Annotated in this window: 32 protein-coding genes; 11 read left to right on the forward strand and 21 right to left on the reverse strand. The window is 56.3% G+C overall.

From position 1 onward, the window contains the following. Positions 1-77 precede the first annotated feature (77 nt). The 5 genes from NO887_RS09900 (at position 78) to NO887_RS09920 (ending at position 4,550) form a co-directional block, all read left to right on the forward strand. Complete coding sequence (locus NO887_RS09900; RefSeq protein WP_256418132.1) at positions 78-830, forward strand: hypothetical protein; 753 nt, start codon at positions 78-80, stop codon at positions 828-830. Between the two features lie 165 nt (positions 831-995). Continuing rightward, the gene (locus NO887_RS09905) at positions 996-1,646 is read left to right on the forward strand and encodes a hypothetical protein (protein ID WP_256418133.1); all 651 of its coding nucleotides are present in this window, start codon (positions 996-998) and stop codon (positions 1,644-1,646) included. Positions 1,647-1,699: 53 nt separating this feature from the next. Further along, complete coding sequence (locus NO887_RS09910; RefSeq protein WP_256418134.1) at positions 1,700-2,443, forward strand: hypothetical protein; 744 nt, start codon at positions 1,700-1,702, stop codon at positions 2,441-2,443. An 875-nt stretch (positions 2,444-3,318) separates the two neighbouring features. Beyond that, entirely contained in the window at positions 3,319-4,068 is a 750-nt protein-coding gene (locus NO887_RS09915; RefSeq protein ID WP_256418135.1) for a LamG domain-containing protein, read from the forward strand. A gap of 71 nt (positions 4,069-4,139) precedes the next feature. After that, on the forward strand, positions 4,140-4,550 hold the full coding sequence (locus tag NO887_RS09920; protein ID WP_256418136.1) for a hypothetical protein: 411 nt from the start codon (positions 4,140-4,142) through the stop codon (positions 4,548-4,550). A 2-nt stretch (positions 4,551-4,552) separates the two neighbouring features. On the opposite strand, the gene NO887_RS09925 is transcribed toward NO887_RS09920, so the two are convergent. The 3 genes from NO887_RS09925 to NO887_RS09935 form a co-directional block, all read right to left on the reverse strand. Then, positions 4,553-5,563 (reverse strand): A24 family peptidase, encoded by a 1,011-nt coding sequence (locus NO887_RS09925; RefSeq protein ID WP_256418137.1) that lies wholly within the window; start codon positions 5,561-5,563, stop codon positions 4,553-4,555. 87 nt (positions 5,564-5,650) lie between these two features. After that, positions 5,651-6,043 carry a hypothetical protein gene (locus NO887_RS09930; protein WP_256397147.1) on the reverse strand — a complete coding sequence of 131 codons (393 nt, stop codon included), beginning with the start codon at positions 6,041-6,043 and terminating at the stop codon, positions 5,651-5,653. A gap of 69 nt (positions 6,044-6,112) precedes the next feature. After that, positions 6,113-6,562 (reverse strand): hypothetical protein, encoded by a 450-nt coding sequence (locus tag NO887_RS09935; protein WP_256418138.1) that lies wholly within the window; start codon positions 6,560-6,562, stop codon positions 6,113-6,115. A gap of 117 nt (positions 6,563-6,679) precedes the next feature. Between NO887_RS09935 and NO887_RS09940 the strand changes: the two genes are divergently transcribed. Beyond that, positions 6,680-6,889: a hypothetical protein gene (locus tag NO887_RS09940; RefSeq protein ID WP_256418139.1), complete on the forward strand. Its 210-nt coding sequence runs from the start codon at positions 6,680-6,682 to the stop codon at positions 6,887-6,889. Positions 6,890-6,913: 24 nt separating this feature from the next. Here the strand turns inward: NO887_RS09940 and NO887_RS09945 are convergent, their stop codons facing one another. Continuing rightward, on the reverse strand, positions 6,914-7,348 hold the full coding sequence (locus NO887_RS09945) for a hypothetical protein (RefSeq protein ID WP_256397145.1): 435 nt from the start codon (positions 7,346-7,348) through the stop codon (positions 6,914-6,916). A gap of 37 nt (positions 7,349-7,385) precedes the next feature. Beyond that, positions 7,386-7,931 (reverse strand): hypothetical protein, encoded by a 546-nt coding sequence (locus tag NO887_RS09950; protein ID WP_256418140.1) that lies wholly within the window; start codon positions 7,929-7,931, stop codon positions 7,386-7,388. A gap of 97 nt (positions 7,932-8,028) precedes the next feature. Between NO887_RS09950 and NO887_RS09955 the strand changes: the two genes are divergently transcribed. After that, the gene (locus NO887_RS09955; RefSeq protein WP_256418141.1) at positions 8,029-8,589 is read left to right on the forward strand and encodes a TATA-box-binding protein; all 561 of its coding nucleotides are present in this window, start codon (positions 8,029-8,031) and stop codon (positions 8,587-8,589) included. A 71-nt stretch (positions 8,590-8,660) separates the two neighbouring features. Here NO887_RS09955 and NO887_RS09960 read toward each other — a convergent pair whose 3' ends face one another. Then, positions 8,661-9,515, reverse strand: coding sequence for a hypothetical protein (locus NO887_RS09960; protein ID WP_256418142.1), 855 nt, complete (start codon positions 9,513-9,515; stop codon positions 8,661-8,663). Between the two features lie 196 nt (positions 9,516-9,711). Here NO887_RS09960 and NO887_RS09965 point away from each other — a divergent pair, with 196 nt between their 5' ends. Next, positions 9,712-10,104: a hypothetical protein gene (locus NO887_RS09965; RefSeq protein WP_256418143.1), complete on the forward strand. Its 393-nt coding sequence runs from the start codon at positions 9,712-9,714 to the stop codon at positions 10,102-10,104. 93 nt (positions 10,105-10,197) lie between these two features. Here NO887_RS09965 and NO887_RS09970 read toward each other — a convergent pair whose 3' ends face one another. The 8 genes from NO887_RS09970 to NO887_RS10005 all read right to left on the reverse strand — a co-directional run bounded on the left by NO887_RS09970 (position 10,198) and on the right by NO887_RS10005 (position 17,363). Further along, positions 10,198-10,653 carry a hypothetical protein gene (locus NO887_RS09970; RefSeq protein ID WP_256418144.1) on the reverse strand — a complete coding sequence of 152 codons (456 nt, stop codon included), beginning with the start codon at positions 10,651-10,653 and terminating at the stop codon, positions 10,198-10,200. Continuing rightward, positions 10,650-11,495: a hypothetical protein gene (locus NO887_RS09975; protein ID WP_256418145.1), complete on the reverse strand. Its 846-nt coding sequence runs from the start codon at positions 11,493-11,495 to the stop codon at positions 10,650-10,652. Before NO887_RS09975 ends, NO887_RS09970 begins: the two co-directional genes overlap by 4 nt. 134 nt (positions 11,496-11,629) lie before the next feature. Continuing rightward, positions 11,630-12,001 carry an ASCH domain-containing protein gene (locus tag NO887_RS09980; RefSeq protein WP_256418146.1) on the reverse strand — a complete coding sequence of 124 codons (372 nt, stop codon included), beginning with the start codon at positions 11,999-12,001 and terminating at the stop codon, positions 11,630-11,632. Next, complete coding sequence (locus NO887_RS09985; RefSeq protein ID WP_256418147.1) at positions 11,998-12,684, reverse strand: thioredoxin domain-containing protein; 687 nt, start codon at positions 12,682-12,684, stop codon at positions 11,998-12,000. The genes NO887_RS09980 and NO887_RS09985 overlap by 4 nt, the downstream gene beginning before the upstream one ends. Before the next feature lie 87 nt (positions 12,685-12,771). Further along, the gene (locus NO887_RS09990) at positions 12,772-13,143 is read right to left on the reverse strand and encodes a hypothetical protein (protein WP_256418148.1); all 372 of its coding nucleotides are present in this window, start codon (positions 13,141-13,143) and stop codon (positions 12,772-12,774) included. A 283-nt stretch (positions 13,144-13,426) separates the two neighbouring features. After that, positions 13,427-14,299: a hypothetical protein gene (locus NO887_RS09995; protein ID WP_256397135.1), complete on the reverse strand. Its 873-nt coding sequence runs from the start codon at positions 14,297-14,299 to the stop codon at positions 13,427-13,429. 158 nt (positions 14,300-14,457) lie between these two features. Continuing rightward, positions 14,458-16,734, reverse strand: coding sequence for a DEAD/DEAH box helicase (locus NO887_RS10000; protein WP_256418149.1), 2,277 nt, complete (start codon positions 16,732-16,734; stop codon positions 14,458-14,460). 215 nt (positions 16,735-16,949) lie between these two features. Further along, on the reverse strand, positions 16,950-17,363 hold the full coding sequence (locus NO887_RS10005; protein ID WP_256418150.1) for a DUF7964 domain-containing protein: 414 nt from the start codon (positions 17,361-17,363) through the stop codon (positions 16,950-16,952). Between the two features lie 179 nt (positions 17,364-17,542). On the opposite strand from NO887_RS10005, the gene NO887_RS10010 reads away from it, so the two are divergent. Beyond that, positions 17,543-18,460, forward strand: coding sequence for a DUF6735 family protein (locus tag NO887_RS10010; protein ID WP_256418151.1), 918 nt, complete (start codon positions 17,543-17,545; stop codon positions 18,458-18,460). A 51-nt stretch (positions 18,461-18,511) separates the two neighbouring features. Here the strand turns inward: NO887_RS10010 and NO887_RS10015 are convergent, their stop codons facing one another. The 5 genes from NO887_RS10015 to NO887_RS10035 all read right to left on the reverse strand — a co-directional run bounded on the left by NO887_RS10015 (position 18,512) and on the right by NO887_RS10035 (position 22,637). Further along, positions 18,512-19,468, reverse strand: coding sequence for a PIN domain-containing protein (locus tag NO887_RS10015; RefSeq protein WP_256397131.1), 957 nt, complete (start codon positions 19,466-19,468; stop codon positions 18,512-18,514). A 78-nt stretch (positions 19,469-19,546) separates the two neighbouring features. Further along, positions 19,547-19,972: a hypothetical protein gene (locus NO887_RS10020; RefSeq protein ID WP_256418152.1), complete on the reverse strand. Its 426-nt coding sequence runs from the start codon at positions 19,970-19,972 to the stop codon at positions 19,547-19,549. A gap of 95 nt (positions 19,973-20,067) precedes the next feature. Next, entirely contained in the window at positions 20,068-21,252 is a 1,185-nt protein-coding gene (locus NO887_RS10025; protein ID WP_256418153.1) for a hypothetical protein, read from the reverse strand. Between the two features lie 62 nt (positions 21,253-21,314). After that, entirely contained in the window at positions 21,315-22,088 is a 774-nt protein-coding gene (locus tag NO887_RS10030; protein WP_256397128.1) for a CPBP family intramembrane glutamic endopeptidase, read from the reverse strand. 12 nt (positions 22,089-22,100) lie between these two features. Next, the gene (locus tag NO887_RS10035) at positions 22,101-22,637 is read right to left on the reverse strand and encodes a hypothetical protein (RefSeq protein ID WP_256397127.1); all 537 of its coding nucleotides are present in this window, start codon (positions 22,635-22,637) and stop codon (positions 22,101-22,103) included. A gap of 98 nt (positions 22,638-22,735) precedes the next feature. Here NO887_RS10035 and NO887_RS10040 point away from each other — a divergent pair, with 98 nt between their 5' ends. Then, positions 22,736-23,521 carry a LamG domain-containing protein gene (locus NO887_RS10040; protein WP_256397126.1) on the forward strand — a complete coding sequence of 262 codons (786 nt, stop codon included), beginning with the start codon at positions 22,736-22,738 and terminating at the stop codon, positions 23,519-23,521. Positions 23,522-23,673: 152 nt separating this feature from the next. After that, positions 23,674-24,471 carry a LamG domain-containing protein gene (locus tag NO887_RS10045; RefSeq protein WP_256397125.1) on the forward strand — a complete coding sequence of 266 codons (798 nt, stop codon included), beginning with the start codon at positions 23,674-23,676 and terminating at the stop codon, positions 24,469-24,471. A 67-nt stretch (positions 24,472-24,538) separates the two neighbouring features. Here NO887_RS10045 and NO887_RS10050 read toward each other — a convergent pair whose 3' ends face one another. Further along, positions 24,539-26,245 (reverse strand): DNA-methyltransferase, encoded by a 1,707-nt coding sequence (locus NO887_RS10050; RefSeq protein ID WP_256397124.1) that lies wholly within the window; start codon positions 26,243-26,245, stop codon positions 24,539-24,541. Between the two features lie 77 nt (positions 26,246-26,322). Further along, on the reverse strand, positions 26,323-26,541 hold the full coding sequence (locus NO887_RS10055; RefSeq protein WP_256397123.1) for a hypothetical protein: 219 nt from the start codon (positions 26,539-26,541) through the stop codon (positions 26,323-26,325). Between the last annotated feature and the right edge of the window lie 349 nt (positions 26,542-26,890).

Genomic DNA, 26,890 nt, shown 5'->3' on the forward strand with positions numbered 1-26,890 from the left:
CGTCTCCCCGGCCTCTTGGTCTTTCACGGCAGTTTTTGACCGGAACACCTAACGCCTCTCTCTGAAATGAGGAGTGTATGACTGATGGATCGAGTCGGTTCACCAGCGATCGGCGTCTCCGCGGGGATACTTCATGGGAGAGCGAAAGCGATTGGGCGGCGGGGGTTGCTGAGAACGTCGACGTCGTTGATGGGGGGTTGGTGGCCCGAGATCAACTTGTCGAGAGTGGTGAGCTTCCCAGTAATGTCGTCGACGACTTTGAGAGTGGCTCGCTGTCTGAATACGGGTATATTGATTCTCCGTTGGAAGTCACCCAAGCGCGAGCGTTCAACGGTAGTTGGTCACTTCGCGATGATCACCCGGAGCGCACGAGTGAGGTCTTCGCTGTTTCAACGTCCGGGCTTGATAACTATCCGAAGGCGGGAGATGTGATCTCGTACCGGAATTATATTGAATCGTCGTCGGCTGGCGATCCTGTTTCGCAGTTCTACTTTGCGGCTCAGTCTGAGTCTGCCTACCCCGATGGCTACTGCGTCAATCTCGACAGGAACAATAACGGTGTAGAGTTGCTTCGGGATGGGTCTGTGTTGGATTCGGCTGGTGTTAGACCTCCAGCTGACGAGTGGCTGCGGGTACAGATTGTTTGGGGGCAAGATGGCCAGATCGATGTTGTCGTCGAGGATTCTGATGGTTCAGAGGTGACGTCGTTGGACGCGCTGGATCCCACATATGTGGCGGGTGGTATCGGATTTGCGTGTAACTACTATGGAGCTGGGAGTGGTTCGGGAATTGATGAAGAGGTCTACTGGGACGAGATCTTGACGACGTGATCGTTATTCGATGCTGTTGTCGGCTCGGTGGTGGGGTTGACCGGAACACCTAACGCTCTGTACTTGGTCAGATAGGTTATGACAGGCGGAGAAAGCCGATTCACGAGCGATCGGCGTGTCCGTGAGGGTGCGTCGTGGACGGGCGATGGAGACTGGGCAGCGGGTGTGTCTGAAAATCTGGATATCGTTGAGGGTGGCTTAGTCCCCCGGCCCGCGGTGGGGGCTGGGGTTCTGCTAGAGGGTTTTGAAGGAGGGTCGCTCAACTCTGCGTACGGCGGTGGGACTACACACGCTTCGATACAGAGTTCACCCGTGTATGCGGGCGATCACTCGATGGAGCTCATGGGTGACAAGTACAACGTGATTTCGCGGACAGATCTGGCTGTTGAACGCGGTGGTGTTTACAGCGGGTGGGTCATGAACAAGAGCGTGTCTAGCTCGACTGTCTATCAGCGTGAGGCGGGTATTATCTTCATGACTCAGGAAGGAACTGCGACGCCTGGGGGGTACTACATCGAGCTTCGACAAGACGATAACAACGTCATTGTTTTCAGGAGTGGGGCCGGTGAATCCCCAGTAACAGACAAGATCGCGACCAAATCTCTGTCGCAGTCGCTTGACACGTGGTACGAGGTGGTGTTTGAGCCGAGGGTGGGTGGGACTGAGGTATACCGAATAAACGATGCCGAGGGGGTTGAGCTAGCGACTTTCTCGACTGCGGATGGCACGTTCGATGCCGGAGGGATCGGGTTCTCCCATGGCGGGGACAGCGATGAGCATCAAGGACAATTCGATGAAGTGAGGCGGTGGGAATGACCCAGTTAGCATCTGAGCCTCTACCACACCCCACGCGCAGCGGGTGTTGATGTATGAGTGAGAAAACAAGCCGGTTCACCAGCGATCGGCGGACCCGAAGAGGGGCGTCTTGGGCTGATCCGGAAGACTGGGGGGCGGGTGTAGCCGAAAACGTTGATGTAGTTGACCGTGGCTTGGTGCCTCGCAGGTCGACGTCATCAAGCGACGGTGAGCCCAGTAATGTAGTTGAGAACTTCGAAGACGGGAGTTTGGGTGCGTGGTCTGAAACCAGCAATGTCAAGATTGTAAGCAACCGTGCGTATGACGGTTCAAACAGCCTTCATGCTTCTTCTGGGACGTCTACTCGTGATTATCTTTTAGGCCAGCGCAGTCTGGGTGCGGGTGTGTCTACTGTTCAGTTGTTTTGGCGCGAGACCGGTTCATCCTACGGGCATGGCTACCAGTTCCTAGATGCTGACGGTGGGCGTGTGGCCGGCGCTGGGACTAGCAACCCAGCTTGGATCTATGTAGACGGCGGAAGTGGGTATGAACTGTATTCCGGTGACGGATACGGTAAGTGGGTTCGTCTGCGTCTAGATTTCGACTACGCTCAAGAGGATGTGACGTACACTTTTGAAGACCTCGAGTCGGGGGCTCAGCGGACTGTGACAGCGGATATGGATGCTACGGGGTCTGTTACGCAGATACAGAAAGTCAACGTTGGTACTGAGAATACACTAGCGGAGCAGCGTTTGAACACAAGTGGAAGTTATTACGGCGCTCTCGATTCATGGACAGACTACATCACGATAAACTGATGAGCCGGTTTTCACGTGGGGGACTGCTTCTTATGTCCCCACCGGAATACATAACCTTCTCTGCTTGGTTATTGGGCATATGACTGGCGAATTGAGTCGGTTCACCAGCAATCGGCGGACTCGAGGAGAGGCGTCGTGGAAAACTGATGAGGATTGGAAGGCGGGCGTGGTTGAGAATGTTGAAATCTCGGGTGGGGGGCTGGTACCGACACCCCCTCCGGAGGGCGGCGAAGACCTCGATTTTGTCACGGACAACTTTGAGGATGGAAGCCTCACAGAGTACGTTGTAGACTCCTCTAAGGACAATGGTAGCGCAAGCGTGGTTCAGAGTTCAAGATCGTTAGAGGGGGATAACCTGGCTCGGATCGCTACGAATGGAAGGGTGTTCGCACTGGGGTCGACGTCTGGTTTATTCTCGTATCCGAGTGCGGGAGACATCCCAACTTTTCATGTTCTCTTCCCAAACGGAGACAATAATGCGCTGTATCTATACTATGGTGTTCAACAGGGAGATCGGGCGAACGGTACAGGATACCGAGTCACACTTCGGAACAAGCATAATTCCATGCGGCTGGATAACCGGCGCTCGGGGGGAACGGTCGCGAACAGCAGCACTCGGAATATCCCGTCTAATGAATGGCTCACAGTTGAAGTTGATTGGCGTACGGACGGAGACCATTTCGTAAAAGTATTCGATTCTGAAGGCTCCGAGTTGGGGTCTATGTCTGGTACAGATAGTGGGCTTACATCTGGGGGGATAGGGTATGGACTTAACAACCGGAATGGTAACAGTTCAGTTACTTACGTGGATTTTGTCGGCTATCGTTCACCGTGAGGGCGGAAGACCTAACCTCTCGTGCGGGGTCCGATAGAATATGACTGGTGAGGGGAGTCGATTCAAGAGCGACCGCCGCGGGTGTGATGATGCTTCGTGGTCCAGCATACAAGACTGGGATCAGGGGGTGGGTGAGAACGTCGACATCGTCGATGGTAGTGTGGTCCCCCGAGCACCAAATCAAATCGCTGAGCGGCCTGATAGTGGCATATCTCGTTTTGCGTTTGAGCAAAATGTAGCCGATTCTTGGGGAGATAATGGTGGTGTTGATGGAACCTCTGTGGGGTATAGTGTGGATTCCCCAGTTGGTCAGTATGCTAAGCGATTTGACGGTAACGGTGAGGTCACTTTCGGGGAGGTCTTCCAGATTTCATCTGACGCATCGATCTCAGTGTGGTTGAACGTGACATCCGGAATTGGCGATGTCGTTCCGATGGTCCACAAGGGGCGGGCTTACCAATTTCATGTACACGCTGATGGGTCGCTCTGGTTTGGAACATTCGGCCATGGCTACGTCTCTAATCAGTTGTCTTGGGAGCTGGGTAGGTGGTATCACTGTCTTATCGCTTGGGATGATTCGAATAGCAGAGCACAGTTCTACCGTGATGGGGTGGCCGTTGGAGCGATGTCTGGGAATGATGGTCCAGGTGGTTCGGGGACCTTCCGAGTAGGTCACAAGGCTGATGGTGGTGGTTATCTCCATGGAATGATTGCCGACCTACGCATCTATGGTGAAGCTCTCTCCTCGGTAAGAGTGTCTGATCTATACAATACGGGCTCTATTCGTTGAGGTTCCTTACGGTCTGATCGTCGGGGTTTCTTGGGGGAAACGGTTTTAGTTGGGTACTGCTTGGATAGGGTATGCTAGGCCAGTCAGTTCTCCGAAAAGGCACTGTGACGTATGCGGTGTACTTCTACGTGCTGATCACCGTGGGGAGTCTTCTGTCGATCGCGTACTCGCTTCAAGGTGGTCACTACCTAAGCTCGCTTCATGCGATTGGGTTGCTCCTCGTGATCCTCGCGATTGGGTTCTCGGTGTTGCGTGGTGATTATCTTCAGACAGATGTGCGATCGCGAGTAAGCGAGGACGGTTCCGAAGAGGATGGAGATCACGATGCTGCGGGTGACCTCCCCTTTAGTGCTGGTTTTTGGGAGGCTCTTTACACCCGGTACATCGACCGGTCTGAGTTCAGGCGTGTCGAAATGGGGATGTACGCCGTTGGTGTCCTCTCACTGGGGATTGTCCAAGCAGCCGTGAAGTTCGGAGTCTGAACTTACAGAGATACCGCTGAGAGCGCGATGATGTCTCCGATGGTGACTGCGGCCACAACCCCGAGAAATAACGGAACGATAAGCGGGAAGGCTGGCTGGATCCGTACCGACTGAGCGGTCAGTATGTGCTCGAGGCCGCCCCGGAGGTCGTCTGGTGACGCCCCATATGCCGTGTGGGTGATCGAGTCCAGAAACGTTTCTGTCCCCCACACGTCGTCTTTCTCGATGGCGACGTTCCTGTCGGCAATAGTGGGATTCTCGTGGCTATCGAAATCCTCTGACGCAAGCGGGTGTCCTGTGGTGATCTCCGAGTAAACCACACCGTCGTCGATTTCGTAGACGGCTTCGATCTCGGTGGGCGTTCTGTGCTCGTCCGAGTGTTGAAGGATGTCCTCTATAGTGACGTTCTTCCACCGGAGGTACATACGGAGTGCGTCGAGATCGAGGGTGTTTGATTCTCCTGTATCGTCGGTCCACCGCAACTGTCCGGGCGTTTCCGGGATCTTGCTGACGGGGACCTTTTCGGTCATCAGCAGGTCGAGGCCCCGCTCTCCACGTCTGAGGTTCTGTGCCCACATCTTGAGGAGGTACAGGAGCACAGCGAACAACATCGCGTTGAATCCGATTGCGATAAGCGCGATCTGGGGCCGGTAGATAGGTAACAGTATGGAGAGTGCCGGTAGGGCGTACTCGATGGGGGTCGGGAACACAAGTCCGAGCGCGAACAGCGCCTTCGCGTCAGCTCCTCCGAACGCTCCCGTCCGGAAGAGAACCATCGCGAGGAATCCGGTCGCGGGTGGGACGATGATGAGCTGTGTGAGGATCCGGTACTCGTCAACTGTGTGGATAGGGGCGATTTGGTCGACCTGCCAGACCGCGGCGATAGCTCCGATAAAGATGAGGACCGCCCAGACCCGGCGGTCGACACGTCTGGTGTGGTGGTCGCTCCATGCGGCCCACGCTAGCGGGGCGATCGCCAAGAGGCGAAGTAGATCCGGATCGGCATCTATCATGTCGTACCATTACTGATAGTCGGACCGGTGGTATGATTCTACTGGTCAGAGTGGGGTCTTCCCGGCGTTCTCGGGAATATTGTCTGATCAGTACCCACAACCCGGCGGCGCTGGGACGCCTCCTTCGGTCTGGACCATCCCCTCGGCAGCCCCGAGGTTGTCGTTCCGGCTGGGGAAGAACTGAATCTGGACGTGGACCTCGACGTCGTGGTTCCGGTACTCCGCCGGGTGTGCCTTACCGGGCGGGTTCTTCCGGGCCTTTGTGATCTGCTCGGACTCTGTAGCGGTCGTCGACGCTTCCACTTCGAAGCCGGCTTCCCCGCCGGCCAGGTCGTTGACCGGCAGCACAGTATCGACTGTGAGCTCGTCAGTTTCCCACCCGACGTTGCTGGTGTCTTTGATCCCGTCTGTCTCGATCGCGGTCGCGATAGCCATTTGTCCGATGCTCTTCTTCCATTCTGGGAGTGATTTGGTCGTCATTGTGTGTTGGTGAGGTGTCTCTTGTCAATCTGTTCGGAGTGGCCGTTGTAACGATTGACAAGAATCGATTTAGCGCCAGTCGCTTAGCATCGCCTGTTCTCGAACGGTCTCGACGGGACAGGCGAAGACCCACTTGTATCGGTCGCGGATCGCTTTGTAGTCGCGGTTGGATGCCTGCTTCGGAATTGACCAGCCGAGACACTGCCACCCCTTCGTCCGGAGTGCCTTGATCATCGAGCCCTCGAAGTCTGCTCGGACGAACGTTATCAGGTACTCAACCGAGTCTGGACATGCTTCGGAGTCGACGAACGTCTCCTGGCTGGCCGCGAGCGAGCAGCTGGCTAGGTTGGCCATCTTGACCCCGATACAGATCCGATTCGCTTCTGCGAACTTGTCGCCCTCGAGGACGACGGACTCGCCGACGTCGCCTTCAGAGATGTCTTCAAAGAGGTCGCGAGCTTGGTACTCCATCTCTGGTGGGAGCTTTTCGAAGTCCGACTCCGTGTACGGTTGTGGCATCAACTCACCGTCTGTATCGAAGTGGAGCTTTTTGAGCGAGAACGGCGGGTACCTCCACGTAATCGCGCCGGTCAAATTGTTCTGATAAAATAGCCCGTGGTGGGTGAAATTGGCGTTATGAAGGTCGCTTCCGCCCATGTAGCCGTGGTGTTCATCGTAGATGTCTACGGCCCACTGCTGCGGGATCGACTCAACGTGGACGTGATTCGAGAAGGGCAACCCCAGTGGGGCGGTGAAGGGGTCTTGTTGGCGATTCCGGTGGATTGGGCAGGCACAGTCACCGTCGTGTGGTTGGTGCTGGAAAGCCTGCGGCTGGACAGCCACTGATGATTCTGAAGACATGTCTGAGTGTTACGCGGTGGTCTGTTCTTTCGACGAGTCTGGCTGGGGGCGCTCGGGCGTCACCCAGAACTGGTTGGTGTTCACCACGAGGTAGTTAGACGAGTCTTCGATCGGAATGAAGGTCACCTCTTCCCAGTCCTCTGCGTTCTTTGGAAGCTGGCTGGGTCCGATTCGCCCAAAGGCTTTCTCCTCAACGAACATCCGGAGTTCCGTCCCGCAGTTCTCACAGGTGTGTGCGGCGGAGTTTCGCCCTCGGTTGTTCGTCCAGATCACGTCGCGGTCCTCGTAGAAGCCGTCCGTGACGTCGGGGTCGATCCCACTACCGCATTCGGGGCACTTTGCGAACTCGCGGAGGACACACGACGCGGTCGACGGTTCGATACCATCTCGTGGACCACGCATCGCCATTGCTCTGGTGTTCCAGCCGATTTCTTTCTGAATCACTCTAATCCCTCACCCCTCATGGGATTCAAAAACACCTCTACTCGGAGCTGATCGTCCAGATCTTCCAGCCGTTTCCATCCTTGATCAGCACAACCGTCTTGGTGGGCCGGCGGCGGCGGCCGTTCTCGATCAAATCAAGGACCACTTCGACTTCGGCCATACCGGACACGGTTGCGACTTGTGGGGTTGTCCCGTTCTCGTATCGCTCAATTTCCTCTTGTATGACTACATTTTCTCCTTCAGTCTCGTCTTGATACTCTCGGAGGTCTTCTAGTTCTTCTGCGACTTCTGATTCATTTAAGAAGAACTCTTCTTCCTCCAATTCAGCCCCCGTGTTCGTGACGCTAATGAGGCTATGCTCATTGATTTGCGTTCTCTTGGCGTCTTGGGCGGTGATCTCTCTGATCTGGCTTTCGGGGTGGATGTGTGAATTGGCGGTCTCTACGTCGAGAGCGAATTGTGCCTCGTAGAATTCAGTAACCACCTCCTCTGGAGTCATCCCGATGAGGGGGATCCTATTGAGACAGCCCGATAACCCACCGATGACTATAACCGAGGTTGAGAGCAGCTCTCGTCGTCGCATACCCTCTGTCCACCGGCCACCTACATATCTGTTTCCGTGTCTGACGTGTTCTCCCGGTGAACTTTATATAGGATCACCATCTTATCTTTCGATATCGATGGACACGCAATTGATGGAGACGGTCTCAACGGAGAACGTTGTGGCGTCGACGACGGTTGGGCAGGAGCTTGATCTCAACGCTGTTTCGCAGGACCTCCTCGGTGTTGAATACGATACCTCTGAGTTCCCCGGCGTCGTGTATCGGACTCAGCAGCCGAAGGCGGCTTCTCTCATCTTCCGCTCGGGAAAGATCATCTGTACTGGGGCAAAGAACGTCGACGCTGCTCAGGAATCGCTTGAGAGCCTGTTCGATGAGTTTCGCGACCTCGGGATCGATGTTGACGACCCTGACGTGGCTGTCGTGAATGTGGTCTCTTGTGCTGACTTGGGTTCGCCCATCAACCTGAGCGCCGCAGCGATCGGGTTGGGGTTAGAGGCTGTTGAATACGAGCCTGAGCAGTTCCCCGGCCTCGTGTATCGCCTCTCTGAGCCCGATGTTGTGGTTCTCCTGTTCAGTTCGGGCAAAGTTGTCATTACTGGCGCGACGGATGTGTCGACTCCGCCGAAGGCACTCGAAGCGGCGCACGGTAAACTGGATTCCCTCGGGCTCTTAGCGTAGGTCTGGTTCTGCGAGTGCCGACCACGGCCTCATCCCCGTGCCTGAGTGGGCTAGTGGTGGGCCCGGTCGAGTTACGCCGGGGCTGAGCTGTTCGTGTCTGTCTCGGTATCAACTGGGAGCGGGTCGGCGTTGTAGGTCTGAAGGTGGTTCCGAAGGCGGGCGTATGGCCCGTCGTTCGTTCGCGTCGACGCCGGGAATCGGTTCTTTGGCGTTTCGAGCGGATCGCCGTTGTTGTCTTCCCAGTTTTCGATCGTCCACTCATGGACGTCCAGGTCCTCGCCGGCCTCGTAGACGCCGATGACTACGGGGACATCGTGATTGTTCGCTCGGTAGGCCAACTTGACACGCTCGTCGCTCGCGTCGAATCTGTGCCATCCGCCGACGTTGTCTGGGGGGCTGTTCTGGAACTTCCGTATCTGTAGCTCCCCCTCAGCGAGCGCAGCTGCATCATCCCACATGGAGCGGATGTCGCTGACGTAGTTCTCCTCGATCTCGACGAGGACCTCGGCGTCGATGTTGTCCCGAGCCCACGCGAGGACGGTGCGTGCCTTCTGCTCTTTCGTCTCGCCGTCGCCTTCGAGTCGGCCGAAGTTGATCTCGTGAGACGAGAGCCCGAACGCGCATTCGCCCCAGTATCCGGGATCGCCGTCGACGTCTTCGTTGTACTCCGGTGCCCACCCGTGGAGAGATCGCCTGATCTCCGTGTGGTGAGTGAATCCCGTCCGGTTCCCGCCCGCGTTCAAGACTCTCTTCGCGAGGCCGATTAGGTATTCACGGGGGGTGTCGGGGGCAGACTCGGGGTAGTCGACATCGACGAAGTACGGGAGCTCGTACTCGCTCTGAATGTAACTCTCGAAGCCAGCCTCCAGTATACTCTCCTCGAGGAATTGTGCTTCACAGTTTGCGCTGTCGTTGTTGGGATCCATCTCTAAACCTCCACCTCCAATCGGGTTCTAAAAACTCCTCTCGGTCTCTCTCACGACGGATGTTGAAACGCGGTAATGCTGTTCCAAAGCGGTGTGGATCGGCGGATCTGGGGGAAGACATAAGACAACTGACTGTGAGCGTTCTTATATGGCGCAGCGGTCATCGTCCGGTGGCGACAGCCGCGGACCAAGCGGGATGAGCCTCTTACGGGATGCTGCCGTAAACTGGGGCTGGACGATCGCACGGACTCACCGCGACGACATCGGGGTGTTCGCGCTCAAACTCCACACGGGCGAGGAGTACGTCTACGGCATCACCAAGGATATGCCGTATCAGGGGTGTGCCTCGTTCCCGAAAAAAGTCGCCAGTCGAGCGTCGGACAACGGCTGCCCGGTGATCGTATTCTTCGGTGAGAAACCGCGGCTGGGGAACTCGTACGTCTTTGACTCAGATACGGTCCTCCGTGACGGCTACCCGAACATGGAGTGTACCTCTCCGACGCGACGAAAACTGTGGCATGACATCCCTCTAGAGAAGGGGGTTCTTCTCGGGGATTACATCAGCGGCCGGGAGACGGTCCTTCCGTAACCCTCCGTCACTGTGAGTTTCACTTCATACACCCCGCCGGATCTGTCGCGTGTGCTTGCCCTGGAGCGGGGTCCGGTATGTCGTGTCTGAGGGTTACGCTTCTTGAGACGGGGATTCAGCAATTCCCCAGTCCCACTCGGACTCTGATTCGGTTGCCTGAGCGTCTCGGTCCTTCTTGATCTGGTCGTAGATCATGTTTCCGTACAGCGTTTGGAGCGCGTAGTAGCAGTCGTGATCGAACCGTTCGTTGAGGGTGATCGACTCGAGGAACTCCTCATCGCCGCCGTGGGCGGGGATATTCCCGTCCTCGTGTATCCCGATCAGGTCGGATAGGTGGGACAGCACCGTTGGAAGGGACATGCCCATCCCCGTCCCGACGACTTCGTACACGCCGATGTGGTACGATGCTTCTTCCAAGTCTTCGACACCCAACCGCTCTCCGATGCCGATCGTTATCTCGGCGAGTTTCCGTAACCGTTCGCGCGGGTCGTCGGTCTCGGTTGCGTTCTGGATCTGTTCGTCTTCTTCTGGGGTGAGTGCGAGGGTCATTTGCTCTGGTCCGTAGTGGTGAGGTCGTCTTCGATGGTCTCTGTGAGTAGTTTACTGACGGCTTTGCTGTGGTGGTGATTGATGGGGCTGTTTTCGGACTGGATGTGTTCTCGCAGTTGCTCACGCGAGGTGACGCCGAGGAGAATCAGGTCGCGACTCTTCGCCGGGCCGATTCCCTTGATCTCCTGTAGTTCACTTTTCGTCTCGCCCATCTCAGATACCGGCCGTGGAAGCGACTCTAACGTGCTCACGGCGATCTCATAGGCCATCGTTTTACTGACGCCTTTCGCGATCGTGGTCGACTCTGTGTCCAGTTCTCTGTATGAGATGGTGTGCGGGCGTCGGGTGTGGCTGTAGTGAGTGATGATTTCCGTTTCCTCACAGAAGAGCTCGGCCCGTCCGAGTCCGAATTCCCACTTCGCTAAGCCGATTGGTTGCTCTTTGGGCAGCGAGACGGCATCCCACTCGCCGACGCCGGTCGGAAACGTGGGTGGCCCGGTGAACGGCTCGATGCCGGGGTACCGCTCCATCCGCTCTTTTGCTCGATCGCAGATCCAATCGAAGTTTGACGGGTCGTGTTGGCTGATGGTCTGGGTGTTGAGCAGATGGCGATACTTGTCGTAACATCGCTTCACGAGGGTGATGTCTCCATCACTTCGCTGGCGAGCGACGAGCTGCTCGAATGAACACGCGATATGGGTACTCCCCTTTCGCCAGTATTCGAGGATGTTCCCCGGTTTCGTCGTCCGGCTGGTCCATCCAGATACGGTCTCTGGTAGAGTACACTCGGGGATGTCGGATTGTGGCTGTTGCTCTTCGGCTGGGTTCTCTGTGTCGATCATGTGAGCTGAGTCGCTATACTGGTTGGTCCGGCTCTAGTCTATTGGCTGGGGAGAAGTTACGGTCAGTTACCACAGAACCAATATCCTAAGCGTCCACCCCTCTCGCGGGCTAAAAACAACTTCCGACGTGTCCGTCACGCGGTGATATCGTGCGGTTCGTAGATGATGACCTTGACCGGCGTCTCTAGGGTAACCGTGTCGTTGTAGTAGCGATTCAGGGTGAGTAGTAATTCCGGGATGGTCGATAGTCCGTATTCGGCTCCGTGTGCTCTGATGGGGCCGAAGGCGCACATGGTGAGTAGCATCTCACAGTGGACCACCGTTGCGGTGCCGAACGGTTCCCCGTTAGCATCCTGTAACACGAGGTCGCTTCCCGCGCTGATCTCCTTTTCGTCGTCGTAGCGTATTGTCGCCGCGAGTGTCTTGTCTTCGTGGGCAGTTCTCGCCGTCTCTTGTGGGCCAGTCCCGTATTTTAAGCCGACTGGTCCGGATGGTTTCGTACTCATTTGCGTCCACTGCTGTTTTCGAGTGCCTTCTCGATCGCCGCCGATATCTTCCCTTCTGACCGGTTCACCGGGTTGATATCTGATAGTCTCTGCCCATCTATAAGAAGTGCGGGGACGGCATCGATTTCGAGACTGTGAGCGTATCGTCTGTCCGCTTCCGTGTCGGATTCGTATGTTTTCCAACTCCCATGGGCGATCGCAGTACATGGATCCACACCCGCGGCGCTTGCGGCGTCGCCAACGCCTTGCCATGTCGGCTGGTCAGAACTGAATAGTTCTGCTGCCGTCTCGATATAGCTCCGGTAGCCGTCCTGTCCGGCCTCGGCATGGATGTAGCGAGCGACACTCGCGAGTTGGTGTGCCCAGTCTGGGTCGCCGGGCACGGGTAGGTCGTAAAACTCGATCCGAGCTGTGCCTGTATCCACATAGTCGTCGAGAATCGCGCTGAGGGCGTGTGTGGTGAACGCCCACGTCGGTCTGTTCGAGAGGTCGTGGAACACCTCAACGCTTACTGGGGCGCTCTGCTGTCCGATGTGGGGCTGTCTTGTATGGGGGGTGGTCGTTGGTTCGTCGACGGCGCAGTCGTAGGCGGTCTCAACAAGGACCCCTTCGGTACACCCACTAAGGCTCACAGCGGAGCCGGCGGCAAGTGTGCCGAGGAAGGCTCGGCGCGAACTTCTCATTACGTACTGTCTCGCTGACCGGGGTAATGACTGCTTCGCTGCTGTCGTCGCGCTCTGCGCTTTCTAGCGGCGTTTCTGATGTGACCCTTACGATGGGACGTCTTGGTCTTCCATTAGCTCAGCGGCGAGCTCGGCGCAGGCTTCGTCGGTCTGCTCTTCAGCTACGGCTGAAACGACGTTGCCTTCATACCGCCACTCGGAGTGGTCCTCGTTGTATTCGTACCGATCAATGTCGACGCCTTGGAACCCCGAACCGTACACTGCCTCGAAGTAGGTATCCGGTTCATCCGGTCCGCGATCGCCAACCTCGTCTCTGGTACTCCAGATACGGCAGAATATGTGGCCTCCCGTGTGGACGACTGCTCCTCGAAACCACCCGTCTGGGGTGTCGATTGGCGATTCGTCTAGCGGGTCTTCCCAGCCTCGATCCTTCAGCTCGTCAGCGGAGAGTATTGGCATGGTGTTGAATCCTCTCGGGGCTCTAACTACCCCTTACACCCCTTTCTGGGGCTAAAAACAATCTCCGTCTCCAGATGACACGCGGTGGGTTGAATAGGGCTGCCTGTGTACTACTGTGTATGACTTCAGTAACGTATTGCCCTAACTGCGGGGAAGATGCCTTGAAAGACGACGGGTCGTACTCGTATGAGTGTGAGGAGTGTGGGTGTTTCTGGGAGATTCGGTGATCTGCGATTGAATGAGGTCTTCTTGTTCTCGTTTCAGATGACTCGACTGTCGTGGTTCACTTGAGCGGGCTCGCGAAGTCTACCTTCTCGGTGGTGAACTCTGCGAAGTGGTAGAGGCCGTTCGTTTGCGTAATGCCCCCTGACAGCGTGAGGTTGACTTTGAATGTGGGGCTGTCAAAGAGCCACCCGATGTTGATGTCGATGTTCTGGCCCGCGGTTTCGACCTGTTTCGGTGGGCTCCCTTCGTGAGTTAGGAGGTCGTCGATCGCGAGATATGTTGAATCGCCTTCGGAGAGGAAATAGCCGCCCAATTCGTGTGGGTTGACCGGCGTGAATCGACCACTGTTCGGTTCTGGTGCGATCGCCGCGTTCGCGAACGATGTCGTTTCGATGCCCTTGGTGAGGGGAACGTCCTGAGAGGGGTTCCGAACAATGATCTTGTCTAACCGGGTTGGGCCTCGGCCACGGTTCGTGATCTCGAGGATGGGCGTCGCTGCTTGGATCCCGTCTACCGGCTGGTAGTCCATCGATCCTGCGGTGTGAACGTCTGTAAGCCGTACAGCGGGGGCGTACGTCCACTCGGTGCGTTTGAACCGAGTCCCTTCGGTATCTCGGAGTGTGATTGTGAACTCCTGGTCGTGGCTGTAGGACTGCTCGGCTGTCCCGATTGTTGCTGCTTCGCCTATCTCACAAGTGGCGACGGGATTGTCCTCGGTCACTTCGTCGACGCCAATCTGCTCGTCTGCCGTCTCGAAGATCACCTCGCTGATCTCTGATGGGGCGGTGATTCTAGCGTTGAGCTGGAGGTCCTCGCTCCAGACTCTATCGAATTCGGCGGTGTACTCTTTGGTCTCCCCCGTACACCCTGCGAGAGAGATAAGTGAGGCGCTACTGGATGCGATAAGGAAATTCCGACGACTCGGTGGCATTGGCTTGTACAATCCGTCTCAACGCCCCTGCTTAAACTACTCGCTCACTTTGAGACAATCGGGCCTGATTTGGTGCGGTTGTCTGCTTTCCACTATGCGCTGAGAGTCTTCAAATTTTGAATCGCCACAGAGGGGGCGGGTTTGGGGCTGTTGGCTGCTCAGAAGTCTTGGAGACTGGTAGGCTGTCCCCCTGCTTTCGAGAAGGCCACATCAGCAGTTGAGCCGTCTTCGGACGGGCTAATCTCGAGTGCCGTCTCCTCTTCGGTTGCGAGGTTGGTTGCGGTGAACTCGTTCGACTGGATGAACTCAGAGATATTCTTCGCCGTCACGTCGCCGATCATGGTGACCTGCTCGCTCAGGACCCCCTCGAATTGCTCCGCACTTGAGGTGTGGTCGTAGAACCCGGTAAGCAGCGTCCCGAGGGACTCGCTTGAATCGAGATCGAGCGTCTGGGTTGCCATCTTCTCGAGGTACGCTCGTAGGAAGCGAATCCGGGCACGCCCCATCGCGTTGATGTCGGCGGCCACGCCGACGGCGTCCTCTCTGACGCCCTTGTCCACGCGGAAGACGAGGCTGTCGTGCCAGTCGGGCTTCCGAGCGTTCGGTGCGGCTTCGACCACGTACTGCGTTGCGCGGACCGTGTTGCTCAACTTGCGGGCGAGTCCGGGCAGATACGTCGGGTCGACACCCGTCTCCTGTTCAATCCGTTCGGTCGAGTAGTTTCTCATCCAGTACCAGCGCACCAGCCCGGCCGTGATGCCCTGTTCCGTCGATTCGTACCCGTTATCGATGAGCGTCGGTTCGAGACGCCCGTCGACGGCCCTCACCGTGAGCGCGAGATCGAAGTTGTCGATCACCTGGTGGAGGTAGTCCAGCTGTCGGATGTCGCTGGACGCGGTTTCGTCCGCCCACTCGTAGAAGCTCTTGATGCTCTGTAACTCGGCGTCGACGAAAGAGTTGTAGTGGAAGTTGACGGCTCCCCGGCCGAGGTGCTTCGTGCTGAAGCCTTCGCGGGTCGCGTCTTCGCTGATGAAGTCCTGCTCGACGAGCCACGCCGTCGAGTTCTTGAGCCGCTTCGTCAGCTTCTCGTCTTTGGTTTCCGGCCCCTGCCCCCAGGCGTTGTTGACCGTCATCTGGTGGTAGTAGAGCGATTTGTGGATGAACTCTCGCATCAGGTCGACGCTGTCCCACCCGTTCGCGATGAGCTCCAGCGTCAGCCACCGGAACTGCTCGTCGTTATCGATGTGGGTGTGGACGTCTTCGAGTTCGCGGGTGGGCTCGAAGAATCGCTCTGCGGCCTCTTCGGGGTCGTCCGCGAGTACGTGACAGTAGCCCTCTTCGTAACCCATCGACGGGCGAGCCGCGCGCCCCGCCCACTGTACGTACTCATATATGCCCACGTATTCGCCACGGCGTTTGATGTCCGCAACGATCACCGTCTTCACGGGAGAGTCGAAGCCGTACGCCAGCGAGGTCGTCGTCGTGAGGGCCTGTATCTCGCCTTCGTCGTAGAGATCGAGGACGAACTTCTTGACAGTCCCCGGAAGGTCGGCGTGGATGTAGCCGACGCCGTTGTGGAGCATGTCGAGGATGTCTCGGTGGGTCTCGGTGAGGAGGCCGTCGACCTCGTTCGAGAGCTCGCGACGGAGATTTCGATCCTTCGATGGGCCGTCAAAGATGCCCTCTTCAGCGAGGGCTTTCGCTCGCGATTCCGTCCAGGTCTTCGCGAAACAGAACACCAGAAACGGGCCGTCGTTTTGGTTCTGCTTGATCGTCTGGACGATGGTGTCTTTCGTCGAGGAGGTACTGGAGTCGACAGCGAACTCACGGATGGGTGTCTGTCGATCCTCCGGGCTGACGTGGACGTTCGCGTTCATCCAGTCGCCGATCTCGCTGGAGTCCTCCAGTGTCGCGGATATTCCGTAGAGGGCGGTCTCACTGTCCAGAGCCGCCGAAATCGCTAGCTCTATCGCTGTCCCACGAAAAGAGCCATATATTTCATGAAAATCATCGAGAATTAAAGCGTCTAAGGACCGAGACCCCTCTTTTCCTTGGAGAACGGCCTGATAGAACGACTCGAACGTAGCGACGGCGACATCGCCGCTACGGAACTTCCCACGTCCGGAGTAGATCGAGTAGGTATCGCCCGCCCACTCTTCGATAGCCTCCTTTTTGTCCCAGACAAGCTGGGTCGACGGAACGAGGTAGGCTACGCGGTTGCCCTTCTTCAGGTGGTTCAGGGTGACTGCCTCGGCGGTCAGGGTTTTCCCGTTCCCCGTTTCAGCGATCAGGAGGTCGTTTCCTTCGTCGAGGATGCCACCGTTGAAGGCGAACGCTTGCGTTTTCTTCAGCCCAGTGTATCCGTGGGCTTGCATGATCTCTGCGATCGTTGCTTGCTGTTCAGGTGTGACGTCGAGGTCGGCTGGCGTGTTCATGGACTCAAGACTACGCTCTCGATCTGCGGGCTCGGTACTGGTAGTTGGATTGTTTGTACTCAGGTGGGCCATATTGCTCTTTCGCAGGGGAGTGCGGTCACTCCTTCCTACCAAACTACTGCTTCACCAACCCTCGGTGGCTAAAAACTTTTTCTGCGGGTGACGGCAGATCGATTCCCTGACTGGGGGTCGGCTGGTCTGTTGGGTTCGCTATCTTACTCGGTGAGGAGCGGTTCTTCGATAACGTTGTGGCCTGCGACGGTCCGTTCAAGCTGGGCGCTTTCTCGAAGAGTATTCCGCAACTCTCTGGCGAGTTCGTAGGGCATCGGGGTTTCGTGTTCGGAGACGACGATCCAGCCATCGTCGCTGCTCGGGTTACACCAGAGGACACGGACGATGTTCTCCTCGATCGCGATGACCGCGGGGACGACTTGGACGTAGTAGCCCTGTTCGTCGGTGTCTTCGACTCGGAAAATGGGCAATACCATGTCGATGCCAGCATCGCGCTCCAGTTCGTTACACTCGTTGACTGTGATCGGCTCATCGGGGAACGCACTATACTCTGAGTGGACGATATCGCATTCGGGGCACTCGCCGCTTTTGATGTGGTCGGGGAAGCAGGGAATCATGGATCTGTTTCGGCTTATACACTCCTTTCGCTGTAGTTGACTAATAGTATTCGGGTGTTGGTGCCCGGTGGCTGGGCTTCTTCGCTCCACTGGAGGGGGGCAGGGAACTCCGTACGCCTGTCGCCCCTCAACTGCTCTGATCCGAAAGTATATATCAGCACAATTGGTATACAAACTACATGAGTCACAGAGCGTTAGTAGCTGTTCCTGCTGAGAGTGACAGCTCAAAATACGACGTGTACAAAAGTCGGAACGGCGCACACAGATTCAAACTCCACCCTCACTTTGAGGCGCTCGGAGAATCCGGTCTGGCAGAGCTTCAGAAAAAGAACTTCGAACCACCGCGAGTGGTTGATCCGCCTGAAGGCGAGACTCATGTTCCACAGTCTGACGAGCCGATGGTCCAAAAAGAGCCTCTCTATGAGGGCGTCTCTATAGATGAACTTCTATCTGAAACATGCTTCATTCTGTTTGACGCATTGTACGTTGTCGAAGAAGATGGGGTCTCTACGTATTATATGAACTGGACTGGGGTTAACATGCAGAGTACGCTAGCCGCTCATGGGACACTTGAGGTCTACCCCGAACTTGGCGGTGGGTATCCGGGCTCAAAAGACCCATATTACCGGATAGAGGGGGATGCTTTCCTCGATCTGACCAAAGCGACCCAGCACCGGCCTGATGCTCCGCCGATCGGGTATGTGGAGGATGTCCTGTCGAAAGTTCATATGGGCATTTTCCGGAATATGGTTCACCAAATGGGGAGAGAGCAGCGCCCATCGATCGTCCATGCAGACCTAGCGTTCGTGTATCGCCCGAACGGGAACCCGGTCAAACAGTCACTGGGGGTGACAAGGCAGTTTGGTGTTTGTATTGACGCGGAGATCGGAGATATCGACCCCGGTATCGTTTGGGAAGACTTCTATGAGCGGGCGAACACCCTGCGGTGGAACCACATGTTACAGTGGAACCGCCACTTCATGGATGGAAAATCCAGATCACCGGAGGTCCTCAATAATGCAGTTCTGGATTTCGTTGAGAAGACTCGCATCGAATTTGGAAACGTACGAGCTAACAACCCGAATACCGTCGCTTAGGTATCTACAGAATTCGAGGCAGAGTGCCTCGGGGCTTGACCCCGAGGCAGTTCACTCTGCGTATCTCGGGAAGCGAGAGATGTTTTTCTCGATGAACTGAGTCGGGAACTCCCACTCGTTTGCGAACGCTCGGAACTGAGCGAAGTCAGGTTCGGTTCGAGTGAGGGGTGTATCCGGAACCGACCCGATCGTCGGGGAGAGGAACAACTCACGCAACTGCGAGAGGCCGTCGATGGTCGCGCCTTTGTCCTCAAGGATCTCCTCGACCGTCTTCCCGCTAGTGATGTACTTGACGCCTCTCTTCGGGCCGATCCCGCTGATGCCATCGTTGTAGTCGGTGCCGCACATGAGCCCGATGTCGACGAGCTGCTCGTGGGTGATCCCGTGGTTGTGGAGGGTTTTGTTCAGTAGCATCTTCTCTGCTGGGCCTTTCCCGGTGTATTGGCGAATCGTCGTTGGTGAACCGAACAGGAGTGCGTCGTAGTCATCGGTCATCGCGGCATCTGCGAGGCCGTATTCGACCATCTTGGCTGTGTAGGCTTCTCCAGCGCCGCCGGCTTCGATGTAGGGGATACCGAGTAACTCCAGCGCCTCTCGGGTCGTCTCGTGGATGGCCGGCGTCAACGACTGGGTTTGTGCCTTGTACCGCTTCATGGCGGCGGTGTCGCCAGCTTCAGCAGCGTCGGCCATCTTCTGTTTCGCCTCCTGCTTCGCGTCTCGCCGGCTCTGGATCTCGTCGGCTTTCCGCTCGTGGGGCTTCCCATCGAACACGAAGACCGGGGTGATGTCTTCCCGGAGGATCGGGGGGAGTCCGCGGAAGACACCCGCGACATTCGGGAGTTCCGTCCCGTCTTCGGTGGTGTAGATGTTGTCGTCCATGTACCTGGTCAGCCCGGTGAGATACCGATAGATCCAGTGGTGGGCGTCGATCGCGACCGTTGCTCCTGCGTATTCTGAGAGGGGCGTCTCCTCTAATGTCGCGAGCGTTCGGAGTGCGCTATTCCCCATTACACCCTCCACCGTTTCCGAAGCTTTTGGTTCTCATTATCTACTCTACTCTCAGCCGGTGGGCAAAAAACCACACTCTCACTTCGCGGGGTCTACACGCCCGAGCGTGTATTCCTCGATGAAGTATTCGACTTTCTCTTCGGCGGCTCGGCCCCTGATCTCTGCGAGCGCACTGATGGCTACTGTGGTCCCTTCACCGGAGACCTCGCCGATGACGTAGAAGAACTGGCCTCGCTTGTCTTTGAGGTGCTGCTGTTCTTTTTCTCGACTCTCCTTGTTGAGTTCGGGATATGGGGTGTCAAGTTGGATCGCGCCGCTTTCGGTGTAATTCGCAGTCACCCAATCAGATGTGAACTCCGATTCGATGAGGTCCTCGGCGAGAACTGCGTCTCGTTTGGTGACCTCGATGTCGTCGATGTCGGTTGGGGCATCATCGAGTCGGTTCGCGCACTTACGGAGTATCGTCTCGGCTTCGAGATCTTCGCTGTGGTAGTAGAACCCCATCGTTGCTTAGCACAGAGATTCACGCCGGGGTATGTAGGGGTTCCGGTGGTCGTGTTGATTGATACGAAGTTGTTTCTAATGGCCTGTTTACTCTCTTACGCCAGTTTGATCAATGTGAAGAAGTTCACGAAGGATGGGTGATCGCCGGACCCTTCGTAAGCTTCGGTTGACTTGAATTCTAAGTCATCGAGGTTGTTTGGTGTGTAGAAGTCCGCCTTCTCGAGGCCGTATTTGATGGCTTCAATCACGTCGGCTTTTGTTTCGGCGTGTTCCTCTGATATGTTACCGAATTCGGTCAGGTTCTTACCCTCTGACACTAACTCTGTGCCTGCTGTTTGGTCGACATCGACCGTGATGGGCTCTGGGAGTCTTTCCGTCTCGTGGTAGAAGTTGATTGACAGTGTCTCCATATCAATTCCAGGACTGATGTGGAATTGGATTCCCTCGCCGATCTCGATCGTCTCGTCGGTCGCTCCACTTTGTGTTGCTAAGACGCCTTGTAGCAATTGGCTAATCCGTCGCTTTTGATCGTCCGACATGAGTGAACTTTCGCTTGCGGTTACTGCTGGTATCTCGTCGGTCGGCTTGACGTTGCTTAGGGATCTGACGGTCGCTTCAGCTTCGTCCTGCTTTCTCCGAACGCGGGAGTTGTATTTCCGTACTGTCCCCGCACTCTGGTCTGTTCCAAACACCTCTGAAAGGATGCGCGCTGTTTCTTGAGGGCGGTATCTGGCGCAGAGATGGAATGAGGCGAATTCCCGCTCTGTTAGGTTTGAGAGTTCTATTGATTCGTATAGGTGGAGGAGGGTCATTACGACACATTGGGTGCGGAATTCGGAGTCTAGGTGACCGTCCGCATCCACCACTCCGAGGTCCGTTAGGACCGTGTTTGTATCTACGTCGTACCTCGCCTGCCTTGCTACTAATGGCTCCACTAGGAAATCCAGGGAAGTAAGACGCACGTGGGTCTTCCAGGAGTTCTCGATTGCTACTACTGCCGCTTCCGGGTTTTTACTGTTCTTTTCTATCTGCGTCAACGTAGATGTGTTATCTTCTACAGAAGGGACGTCCGCCGTGTGCGGGTTCTGTTCTTCTCCGGCTTTTCGCTCAGTGAGGGCCATTTCGATACCAGCCCGACTCCATTCATGCTCCATCTCCGTTGTTGTGGCATGGAGGATTGCGATGAGCCCACCGCCAGTGATTGTGGCGTGCTCTGGTAGCTGCTCCTCGACAGCGGCTACCACCGCATTCGTCCGCTCTTTCATATGGTTTTCTACCATGCGAGACGCTATTCGTCTCGGGTTTATATAGATATGGGTTACATCTGCCTGTCACTGTGTAGTCAGAATGGAAGCGGTGAGCCAGAGATTGCGAGATACCAGCGGCCGAAGATCACTGAGTTATAGGCTCCGTGCATCACGGCGACGACGATGAGGTCCTCGGTTATGGCGTAGAACCCCCCGAGAAACAGCGAGAGGGTGAACACTGTCGCGAGGCTGGTCAGTAGGCCTGCTGTTGTTCCTGTCGCATACGCTGGGATATGAATCGCTGAAAAGATGACGCTCGCGATGATGACGGAGCTCGCTTTTGTGAAACTCTCATAGAGTCGCTTCTGGACCAGATTGCGAAATATGAACTCCTCAGCGGGGCCGATCAACAGGAACGATAGCGGGATCATCAACAGAACGTACTGTGGATCGACTGAGCCCGCCGCTACCGCTTGAGAAGCGGTGTGTTGTGAGGCGTCGACGTTGAGGTGTGACTTGAGGCTGTTAATTGCGTACAGGGCTGTGAGGAGTGAGAGCGTGCCGCCGATGATGAAGATGGTCCGTCGCTTCGTCGGGATTTCGACATCGATGTACTCCCGGCCCTTCCCGGAGTATTTCAGATAGAGGAGGCCGATCGTCACTGCGGCGAGGCCCAAGGCGATGTCGTTCATCACCATTGCCTCTCCGTAGTCGGGTGTGAACGAGGGGAGGTCTGAAGCGAGTCGGAACGGTGTGTACCAGAAGATACTGAGGCCGTAGCCCCCGAATCCCAGTACACAGGCGACTCCGAGGGTTCGGAACTTGTCTTTGAGGTCGGTAAGTAGGTCTGATTCATCGGGGTTGTCCATGTGGTGGGTCGATTATTCTGTCTCTCGAGCTGCGTTGATGATCTCTGAGCGTCCTCCGACATCCGTGTAGATCGCTGCGTAGTAGTCGATCGGGGGGGTTCGGCCTTTCAACTTCTGCTTTGCTTCGTCCTGGTCGTTCGCTCTGATGTGGTGGGTTTCGTCTGCTGGGTGGTCGCCACCAGTTGGGATATAGACGGTACAGACTTCACACCAGCCGACATCCGCTAATTCGACGACTGAGAGGCTTTCAACCTCTTCTTTTTGACCCCACTTCCCCTCTGTTTCTGCGTAGATGTAGGTTCCGTCGCCAAGCCGAACGACGAGCAGGTACCGCTTGCCTTCGTCGTCGGTGAGTACCCGCGCCCAGCTGATTGCTCGGTTTGAATCGGAGACAGGATCGGTTCTCGTCAGGGTTGCCTCGGTGTCGTTCACTCGGATTCTGTCACCTCCCGCCAACTCGAGGAGTGCTTCCATGCCCTCGTCATCGTATCCACCGCAGATGTCGAGTTCGATATCGTCGTGCCCCTCCGGGTGTTCGCTCGCTGCCATCTCTACTTCTCTGTTCACGTTCTCTGACTTGAGTCTACGGGTCGATCGTGACCCGAAGGACCGATACACCTAACCTCACGTGATTTGATGGCTCTGGTATGACAGACGGGTTGAGTCGGTTCACTAGCGATCGGCGTACTCGCGAGGAGAGCTCGTGGACTGGTGAGGAGGATTGGGCAGCTGGCACAGCGGAGAATGTCGATGTCGTTGATGGTAACTTAGTTTCTCGATCGACGGGTGGTGCTGGTGACATACCTGACAGTGCCATCTACCGCTGGAAATTTGATGAGGGCGTTGGAACATTTGCCGACGCGGATGTTGGGGGGATGGATTGTTCGACCAGTGGAACTTCGTGGGTGGGTGGTGATTGGCAAGGGGGGTACGCTTTGAGTTACGATGGACAAGATGATTATACGGAAATAAACGGCTCTAACCTACTTCCCGATGTGGGCGCAGTCGGTCTTACGTTTGAAGCGAGCGACCTGTCAAATCCCTTTGCGCTATTCCACGATGGGGGGGCGGGAGAAGACGGAACTAAAATGGTGTGGGACGGTGACAGCAACCTATTCATAGATGTTGGGAACCTGTCTGATTTCGGTGGAATAGGATATACTGACTTCGATTTTTCGACAAACACGAAGTATCGGGTCTTGGTAAACTACGACATTCCGAATAGGGACTCAACGTGGTATATAAACACCCAGAACGACACCCACGACCGAGCTAATGGCACTGCAAATACTGCTGGTGATTACTTCTACATTGCCGCGAAAACCCCTGGGACTAGCCAGTTCCCTGGGGTCATTGATGACTTCATCATATACTCGGAGCAGCTGACAGCGGACGAGATCGGTTCAGATTACACCGCCCAACCGTGGTCGTGAGTCGTTCGGTGTCTGCGTGTGTTAATACGTGAGTCGTTCTGGGGCTGGTATGGCGTCGATGATGTTGCTCACACGAAGGTCGTGAGAGTATTCTGGTTATTGTCGTGCGGGCGACCGGAACATCTAATGTCCTTTCCTCGGTGGTATGCGGTATGACAGACGGGTTGAGTCGGTTCACTAGCGATCGGCGTACTCGCGAGGAGAGCTCATGGACTGGTGAGGAGGATTGGGCAGCTGGCACAGCGGAGAATGTCGATGTCGTTGATGGGAACCTAGTCTCCCGATCTGCGAGTGGCGTTGGTGACACACCCGACAGCGGGGTCGCCCGATGGACGTTCGACGATGCTGACATGGAAAGTGGTGAAGCACTCGACGCATGGAACGACAACAACGCAACGATAAATGGAGCGACGACGGGCGCGACTGCTGTATATGGGGGGGAGTCGTATTCATTCGACGGTACAGGCGATTACGTTAGTGCGGGGAACCCATCGTCACTTGACCTGACGAACGCCATCTCAATCTCGTTGTGGATGAATTCGCCCTCGTCGAGTAGTAACTGGGCAAAGGGCGTCTCGAAAGGCCATGACGCCGCGTACACTCTCCAGATAAACCACGGAGGTAATGAGTGCGGTTCAATGCGGGTGTGGGGAAGTTCGTCGGCGGCGGGTGCAGTTGGCTCAACGAATATTTATGACGGGAATGACCATCATCTCGTTGGGACATATGATGGTTCGACTGTTGCCTACTATATCGACGGCGAGTTAGAAGATTCTGTGAGTGCCCCACCGTCTCTAAATTCAGTTTCTGACCCCGTTTGGATCGGACGAGACTCCCACTCCCGTTCGAACGGCGGTCCCTTTAGAGGACGGATCGACGATCCACGGATATACAATAAAGGGCTGGCTGAAACAGAGGTCCAGAATCTCTACCAAACGGGTTCGATATGAGCCATCCGGTGTCTGCGTGTGTCAATACATGAATCGTTCTGGGGCTAGTATGATGTCGTTGATATTCTCACACGAAGTTCGTGAGAGTATTCTGATTCTCGTCGGTTAGCCGATCTGGTTCGCTTACGTCGACGCCGATTCGAGACTGGGCTGTCGCGATATAATCTTCGTTGAGTTCGATGCCGATCCACCGCCGTCGGAGTGATTTCGCAGCCCTCCCCGTCGTGCCGGATCCGAAGAACGGATCGACCACGATCCCCGCTTTCGCCTCCGTGTCTGTCTCGCAGGAACAGGACGGAATGTGGCCGGTCAGCTCCTTGTTCGGGTTGGTGAACTCTCTCGCGTAACTGCCGAGTGCGTCTTCTGCCTCTGTGGCGAGCTGTTCGACGCTGTCGGTATTGTTCCCGGTTCCGGACTGCGTTCGCTTTGCTTGTCCGGTGTGGCCGAGCCCGACTGATCTGAGAGCGCGAAGGTGGTCGTCGGTGAGGTCGTGTCGTGACGCGAGTTCGAGAGCTCGCTGAGCTTGTGGGCGATCGCTGGGGAGGTTCCGAATGTCGGTGACCTCGTATTGCTCTTCGTACGGTGCGCCACACTTCGGGCAGACCTTCTCGGGGACGGTCGTCCGGATCAACTCTTTCGGCAGCCCGATGGGGTAGATGGCGTCATGGTCGGCGTCGCTTGTCCCGACAGCGAAGTCGAAGACGTCGGTCGGGTCTGCCGAGGCTTGCTTGTGGAAGTAGTGATCGCCGCCGTCGTGGGCGATGATTAGGATGTGCTCGTGACGGTGAGAGTAGCGATTCGTCGCGGCGTCGGGCTTTCCGTTTGGCTTCGTCCACGGCGCGTGGTGGACGATCTCGAAGCCCTGCTTGGTGATCTCTTGGTGGAGTCGGTGGGGGATTCCCTTGACCGACCCGCCCTGATATGCGTCGTCGACGACGAGAGCTCCGAGACCATCGTTGCGGGTGACCCGCATGAGCTGGTTGACGACGGCCATGATGGACTCGAGATACTCGGTGACAGACCCTTCTCGGCCGATCTGCCCGTCGACGTCGTAATCCCTCAACGAGTAATAGGGGGGTGAGGTGATCCAAGCGTGGACCGAACTGGTCGGAATCGTCGCCAAGACCTCACAGGCGTCGCCGTGGTGGATTTCGTTGGTGAACTCGCCGATCGGCTTCGTCTCGCCGGCTGTTGCGGTGGTCAGACGGATCGCCCTTTCAGGCGGGTGGGTGTGGGGGTAGTTCTCCTTCGCGTACGCAGACGGGTTCCCATCGTCGGGGAGGATTTCCGGACACGGGGGGTGGGTCACATCTGCGGGGATGTTCGTGGATGGTTCGATGAGTGGGGCCGCATCCTCGTGAAGAACGTACTCGCCAGTCTCGTGATCGAGTCGGTTGCCGGAGAGATTGATGAACGCCCCACCGAGAAAGAGCCTGTAGGACTCGCTGTTCGACGAGTAACAGAGGATACGATCCGAATTGGCGATTTCCAAGCCGGGGCGGAACTTCGCGGGCGTTGGTAGAATCGCTACCACGAGAAGGTACTCCTCGTAGTCGCCGCCACAATACTCGAGGATGTCGCCGGGTCTGATTACATCCCCGCTGTGACCTATCGTTGCGGCCGTATCCTCTCGCAGGCGCTGAAACACCGGGACTGGCCACAGGTAGTTTTCAGCGGTTTCCCGGTTCCCGCCTGTGAGATACGCTTCGGAGAACAGAAAACCGTCATCTCGGAGCGTATACTGGACATCTCTACTTGGTGATCGAGTGGACATGGAGATCTTCTACTTCCTCCTCTGACTCCACTCGGGGCACAAAAACTCCCCTCTTTGTTACACTCGCTCTAGTTGTGTTAGACGACGAGGAACGTCCAGCCGGCCATCAACACGTAGAGGCCGATTGCAGATCCGAGTGCTTTCCCTCCACTCATCTGTTTCGAGAGAGCGATAAACAGCCCTGTCGTCGAAAAGAGGAGTAGCACGAGGACCGCCAACTGGAGTGGGCCGATTCCGAGCGGTAACATGAGCGGAACCTGAAGCGGTGTACTGAGCGCAAGCGGTAATGTCGGCATTTTCCTATCTGACGGTTGGGGGAGACTGTCTTAGAGATACCGGTCAGATCGGGTGGTGTGTCTTTGTACTATAAGGTATCATTGGATGGGTGTGCGAGTCGGTTTAGTAACTTACGTTGACAGAGGATATTATATACTCTCGCTCGGAATATAAGATATGGCGACTCACCAGCGTTGGGTAGAGACACATGAAAAGAGGGTCGAGCTGGAAGAAGAGCTTGATACCCTGTTGCACGTTCAAAATTAGTTCGCCGGACGGGGCGGGCAGAGCTGAAACCGACCACCACTCAGCTGTGCTGACCCAATGATGGTACGTTTCTTGACAGACGGGGCTGAATGAACCAGAGAA

Origin of the sequence: Halorubrum laminariae (genome assembly GCF_024494655.1) — an archaeon.
In the GTDB taxonomy this organism is placed as follows: Archaea; Halobacteriota; Halobacteria; order Halobacteriales; family Haloferacaceae; genus Halorubrum; species Halorubrum laminariae.

Bases quoted from the DNA above. Each gene is read 5' to 3' on its own strand.
- NO887_RS09920 (WP_256418136.1), top strand. From the start codon at position 4,140: ATGCTAGGCCAGTCAGTTCTCCGAAAAGGCACTGTGACGTATGCGGTG.
- NO887_RS10035 (WP_256397127.1), bottom strand. From the start codon at position 22,637: ATGGCAGCGAGCGAACACCCGGAGGGGCACGACGATATCGAACTCGAC.
- NO887_RS10000 (WP_256418149.1), bottom strand. From the start codon at position 16,734: ATGAACACGCCAGCCGACCTCGACGTCACACCTGAACAGCAAGCAACG.
- NO887_RS10055 (WP_256397123.1), bottom strand. From the start codon at position 26,541: ATGCCGACATTACCGCTTGCGCTCAGTACACCGCTTCAGGTTCCGCTC.
- NO887_RS09970 (WP_256418144.1), bottom strand. From the start codon at position 10,653: ATGACCCTCGCACTCACCCCAGAAGAAGACGAACAGATCCAGAACGCA.
- NO887_RS09925 (WP_256418137.1), bottom strand. From the start codon at position 5,563: ATGATAGATGCCGATCCGGATCTACTTCGCCTCTTGGCGATCGCCCCG.
- NO887_RS09995 (WP_256397135.1), bottom strand. From the start codon at position 14,299: ATGCCACCGAGTCGTCGGAATTTCCTTATCGCATCCAGTAGCGCCTCA.
- NO887_RS10025 (WP_256418153.1), bottom strand. From the start codon at position 21,252: ATGGTAGAAAACCATATGAAAGAGCGGACGAATGCGGTGGTAGCCGCT.
- NO887_RS09930 (WP_256397147.1), bottom strand. From the start codon at position 6,043: ATGACGACCAAATCACTCCCAGAATGGAAGAAGAGCATCGGACAAATG.
- NO887_RS09990 (WP_256418148.1), bottom strand. From the start codon at position 13,143: ATGCCAATACTCTCCGCTGACGAGCTGAAGGATCGAGGCTGGGAAGAC.
- NO887_RS10015 (WP_256397131.1), bottom strand. From the start codon at position 19,468: ATGGGGAATAGCGCACTCCGAACGCTCGCGACATTAGAGGAGACGCCC.
- NO887_RS10020 (WP_256418152.1), bottom strand. From the start codon at position 19,972: ATGGGGTTCTACTACCACAGCGAAGATCTCGAAGCCGAGACGATACTC.
- NO887_RS09980 (WP_256418146.1), bottom strand. From the start codon at position 12,001: ATGAGTACGAAACCATCCGGACCAGTCGGCTTAAAATACGGGACTGGC.
- NO887_RS09950 (WP_256418140.1), bottom strand. From the start codon at position 7,931: ATGCGACGACGAGAGCTGCTCTCAACCTCGGTTATAGTCATCGGTGGG.
- NO887_RS10005 (WP_256418150.1), bottom strand. From the start codon at position 17,363: ATGATTCCCTGCTTCCCCGACCACATCAAAAGCGGCGAGTGCCCCGAA.
- NO887_RS09975 (WP_256418145.1), bottom strand. From the start codon at position 11,495: ATGATCGACACAGAGAACCCAGCCGAAGAGCAACAGCCACAATCCGAC.
- NO887_RS09935 (WP_256418138.1), bottom strand. From the start codon at position 6,562: ATGCCACAACCGTACACGGAGTCGGACTTCGAAAAGCTCCCACCAGAG.
- NO887_RS09900 (WP_256418132.1), top strand. From the start codon at position 78: ATGACTGATGGATCGAGTCGGTTCACCAGCGATCGGCGTCTCCGCGGG.
- NO887_RS09960 (WP_256418142.1), bottom strand. From the start codon at position 9,515: ATGGATCCCAACAACGACAGCGCAAACTGTGAAGCACAATTCCTCGAG.
- NO887_RS10040 (WP_256397126.1), top strand. From the start codon at position 22,736: ATGACAGACGGGTTGAGTCGGTTCACTAGCGATCGGCGTACTCGCGAG.
- NO887_RS10010 (WP_256418151.1), top strand. From the start codon at position 17,543: ATGAGTCACAGAGCGTTAGTAGCTGTTCCTGCTGAGAGTGACAGCTCA.
- NO887_RS09955 (WP_256418141.1), top strand. From the start codon at position 8,029: ATGGACACGCAATTGATGGAGACGGTCTCAACGGAGAACGTTGTGGCG.
- NO887_RS10050 (WP_256397124.1), bottom strand. From the start codon at position 26,245: ATGTCCACTCGATCACCAAGTAGAGATGTCCAGTATACGCTCCGAGAT.
- NO887_RS09965 (WP_256418143.1), top strand. From the start codon at position 9,712: ATGAGCCTCTTACGGGATGCTGCCGTAAACTGGGGCTGGACGATCGCA.
- NO887_RS09940 (WP_256418139.1), top strand. From the start codon at position 6,680: ATGAAGGTCGCTTCCGCCCATGTAGCCGTGGTGTTCATCGTAGATGTC.
- NO887_RS10030 (WP_256397128.1), bottom strand. From the start codon at position 22,088: ATGGACAACCCCGATGAATCAGACCTACTTACCGACCTCAAAGACAAG.
- NO887_RS09910 (WP_256418134.1), top strand. From the start codon at position 1,700: ATGAGTGAGAAAACAAGCCGGTTCACCAGCGATCGGCGGACCCGAAGA.
- NO887_RS09915 (WP_256418135.1), top strand. From the start codon at position 3,319: ATGACTGGTGAGGGGAGTCGATTCAAGAGCGACCGCCGCGGGTGTGAT.
- NO887_RS10045 (WP_256397125.1), top strand. From the start codon at position 23,674: ATGACAGACGGGTTGAGTCGGTTCACTAGCGATCGGCGTACTCGCGAG.
- NO887_RS09985 (WP_256418147.1), bottom strand. From the start codon at position 12,684: ATGAGAAGTTCGCGCCGAGCCTTCCTCGGCACACTTGCCGCCGGCTCC.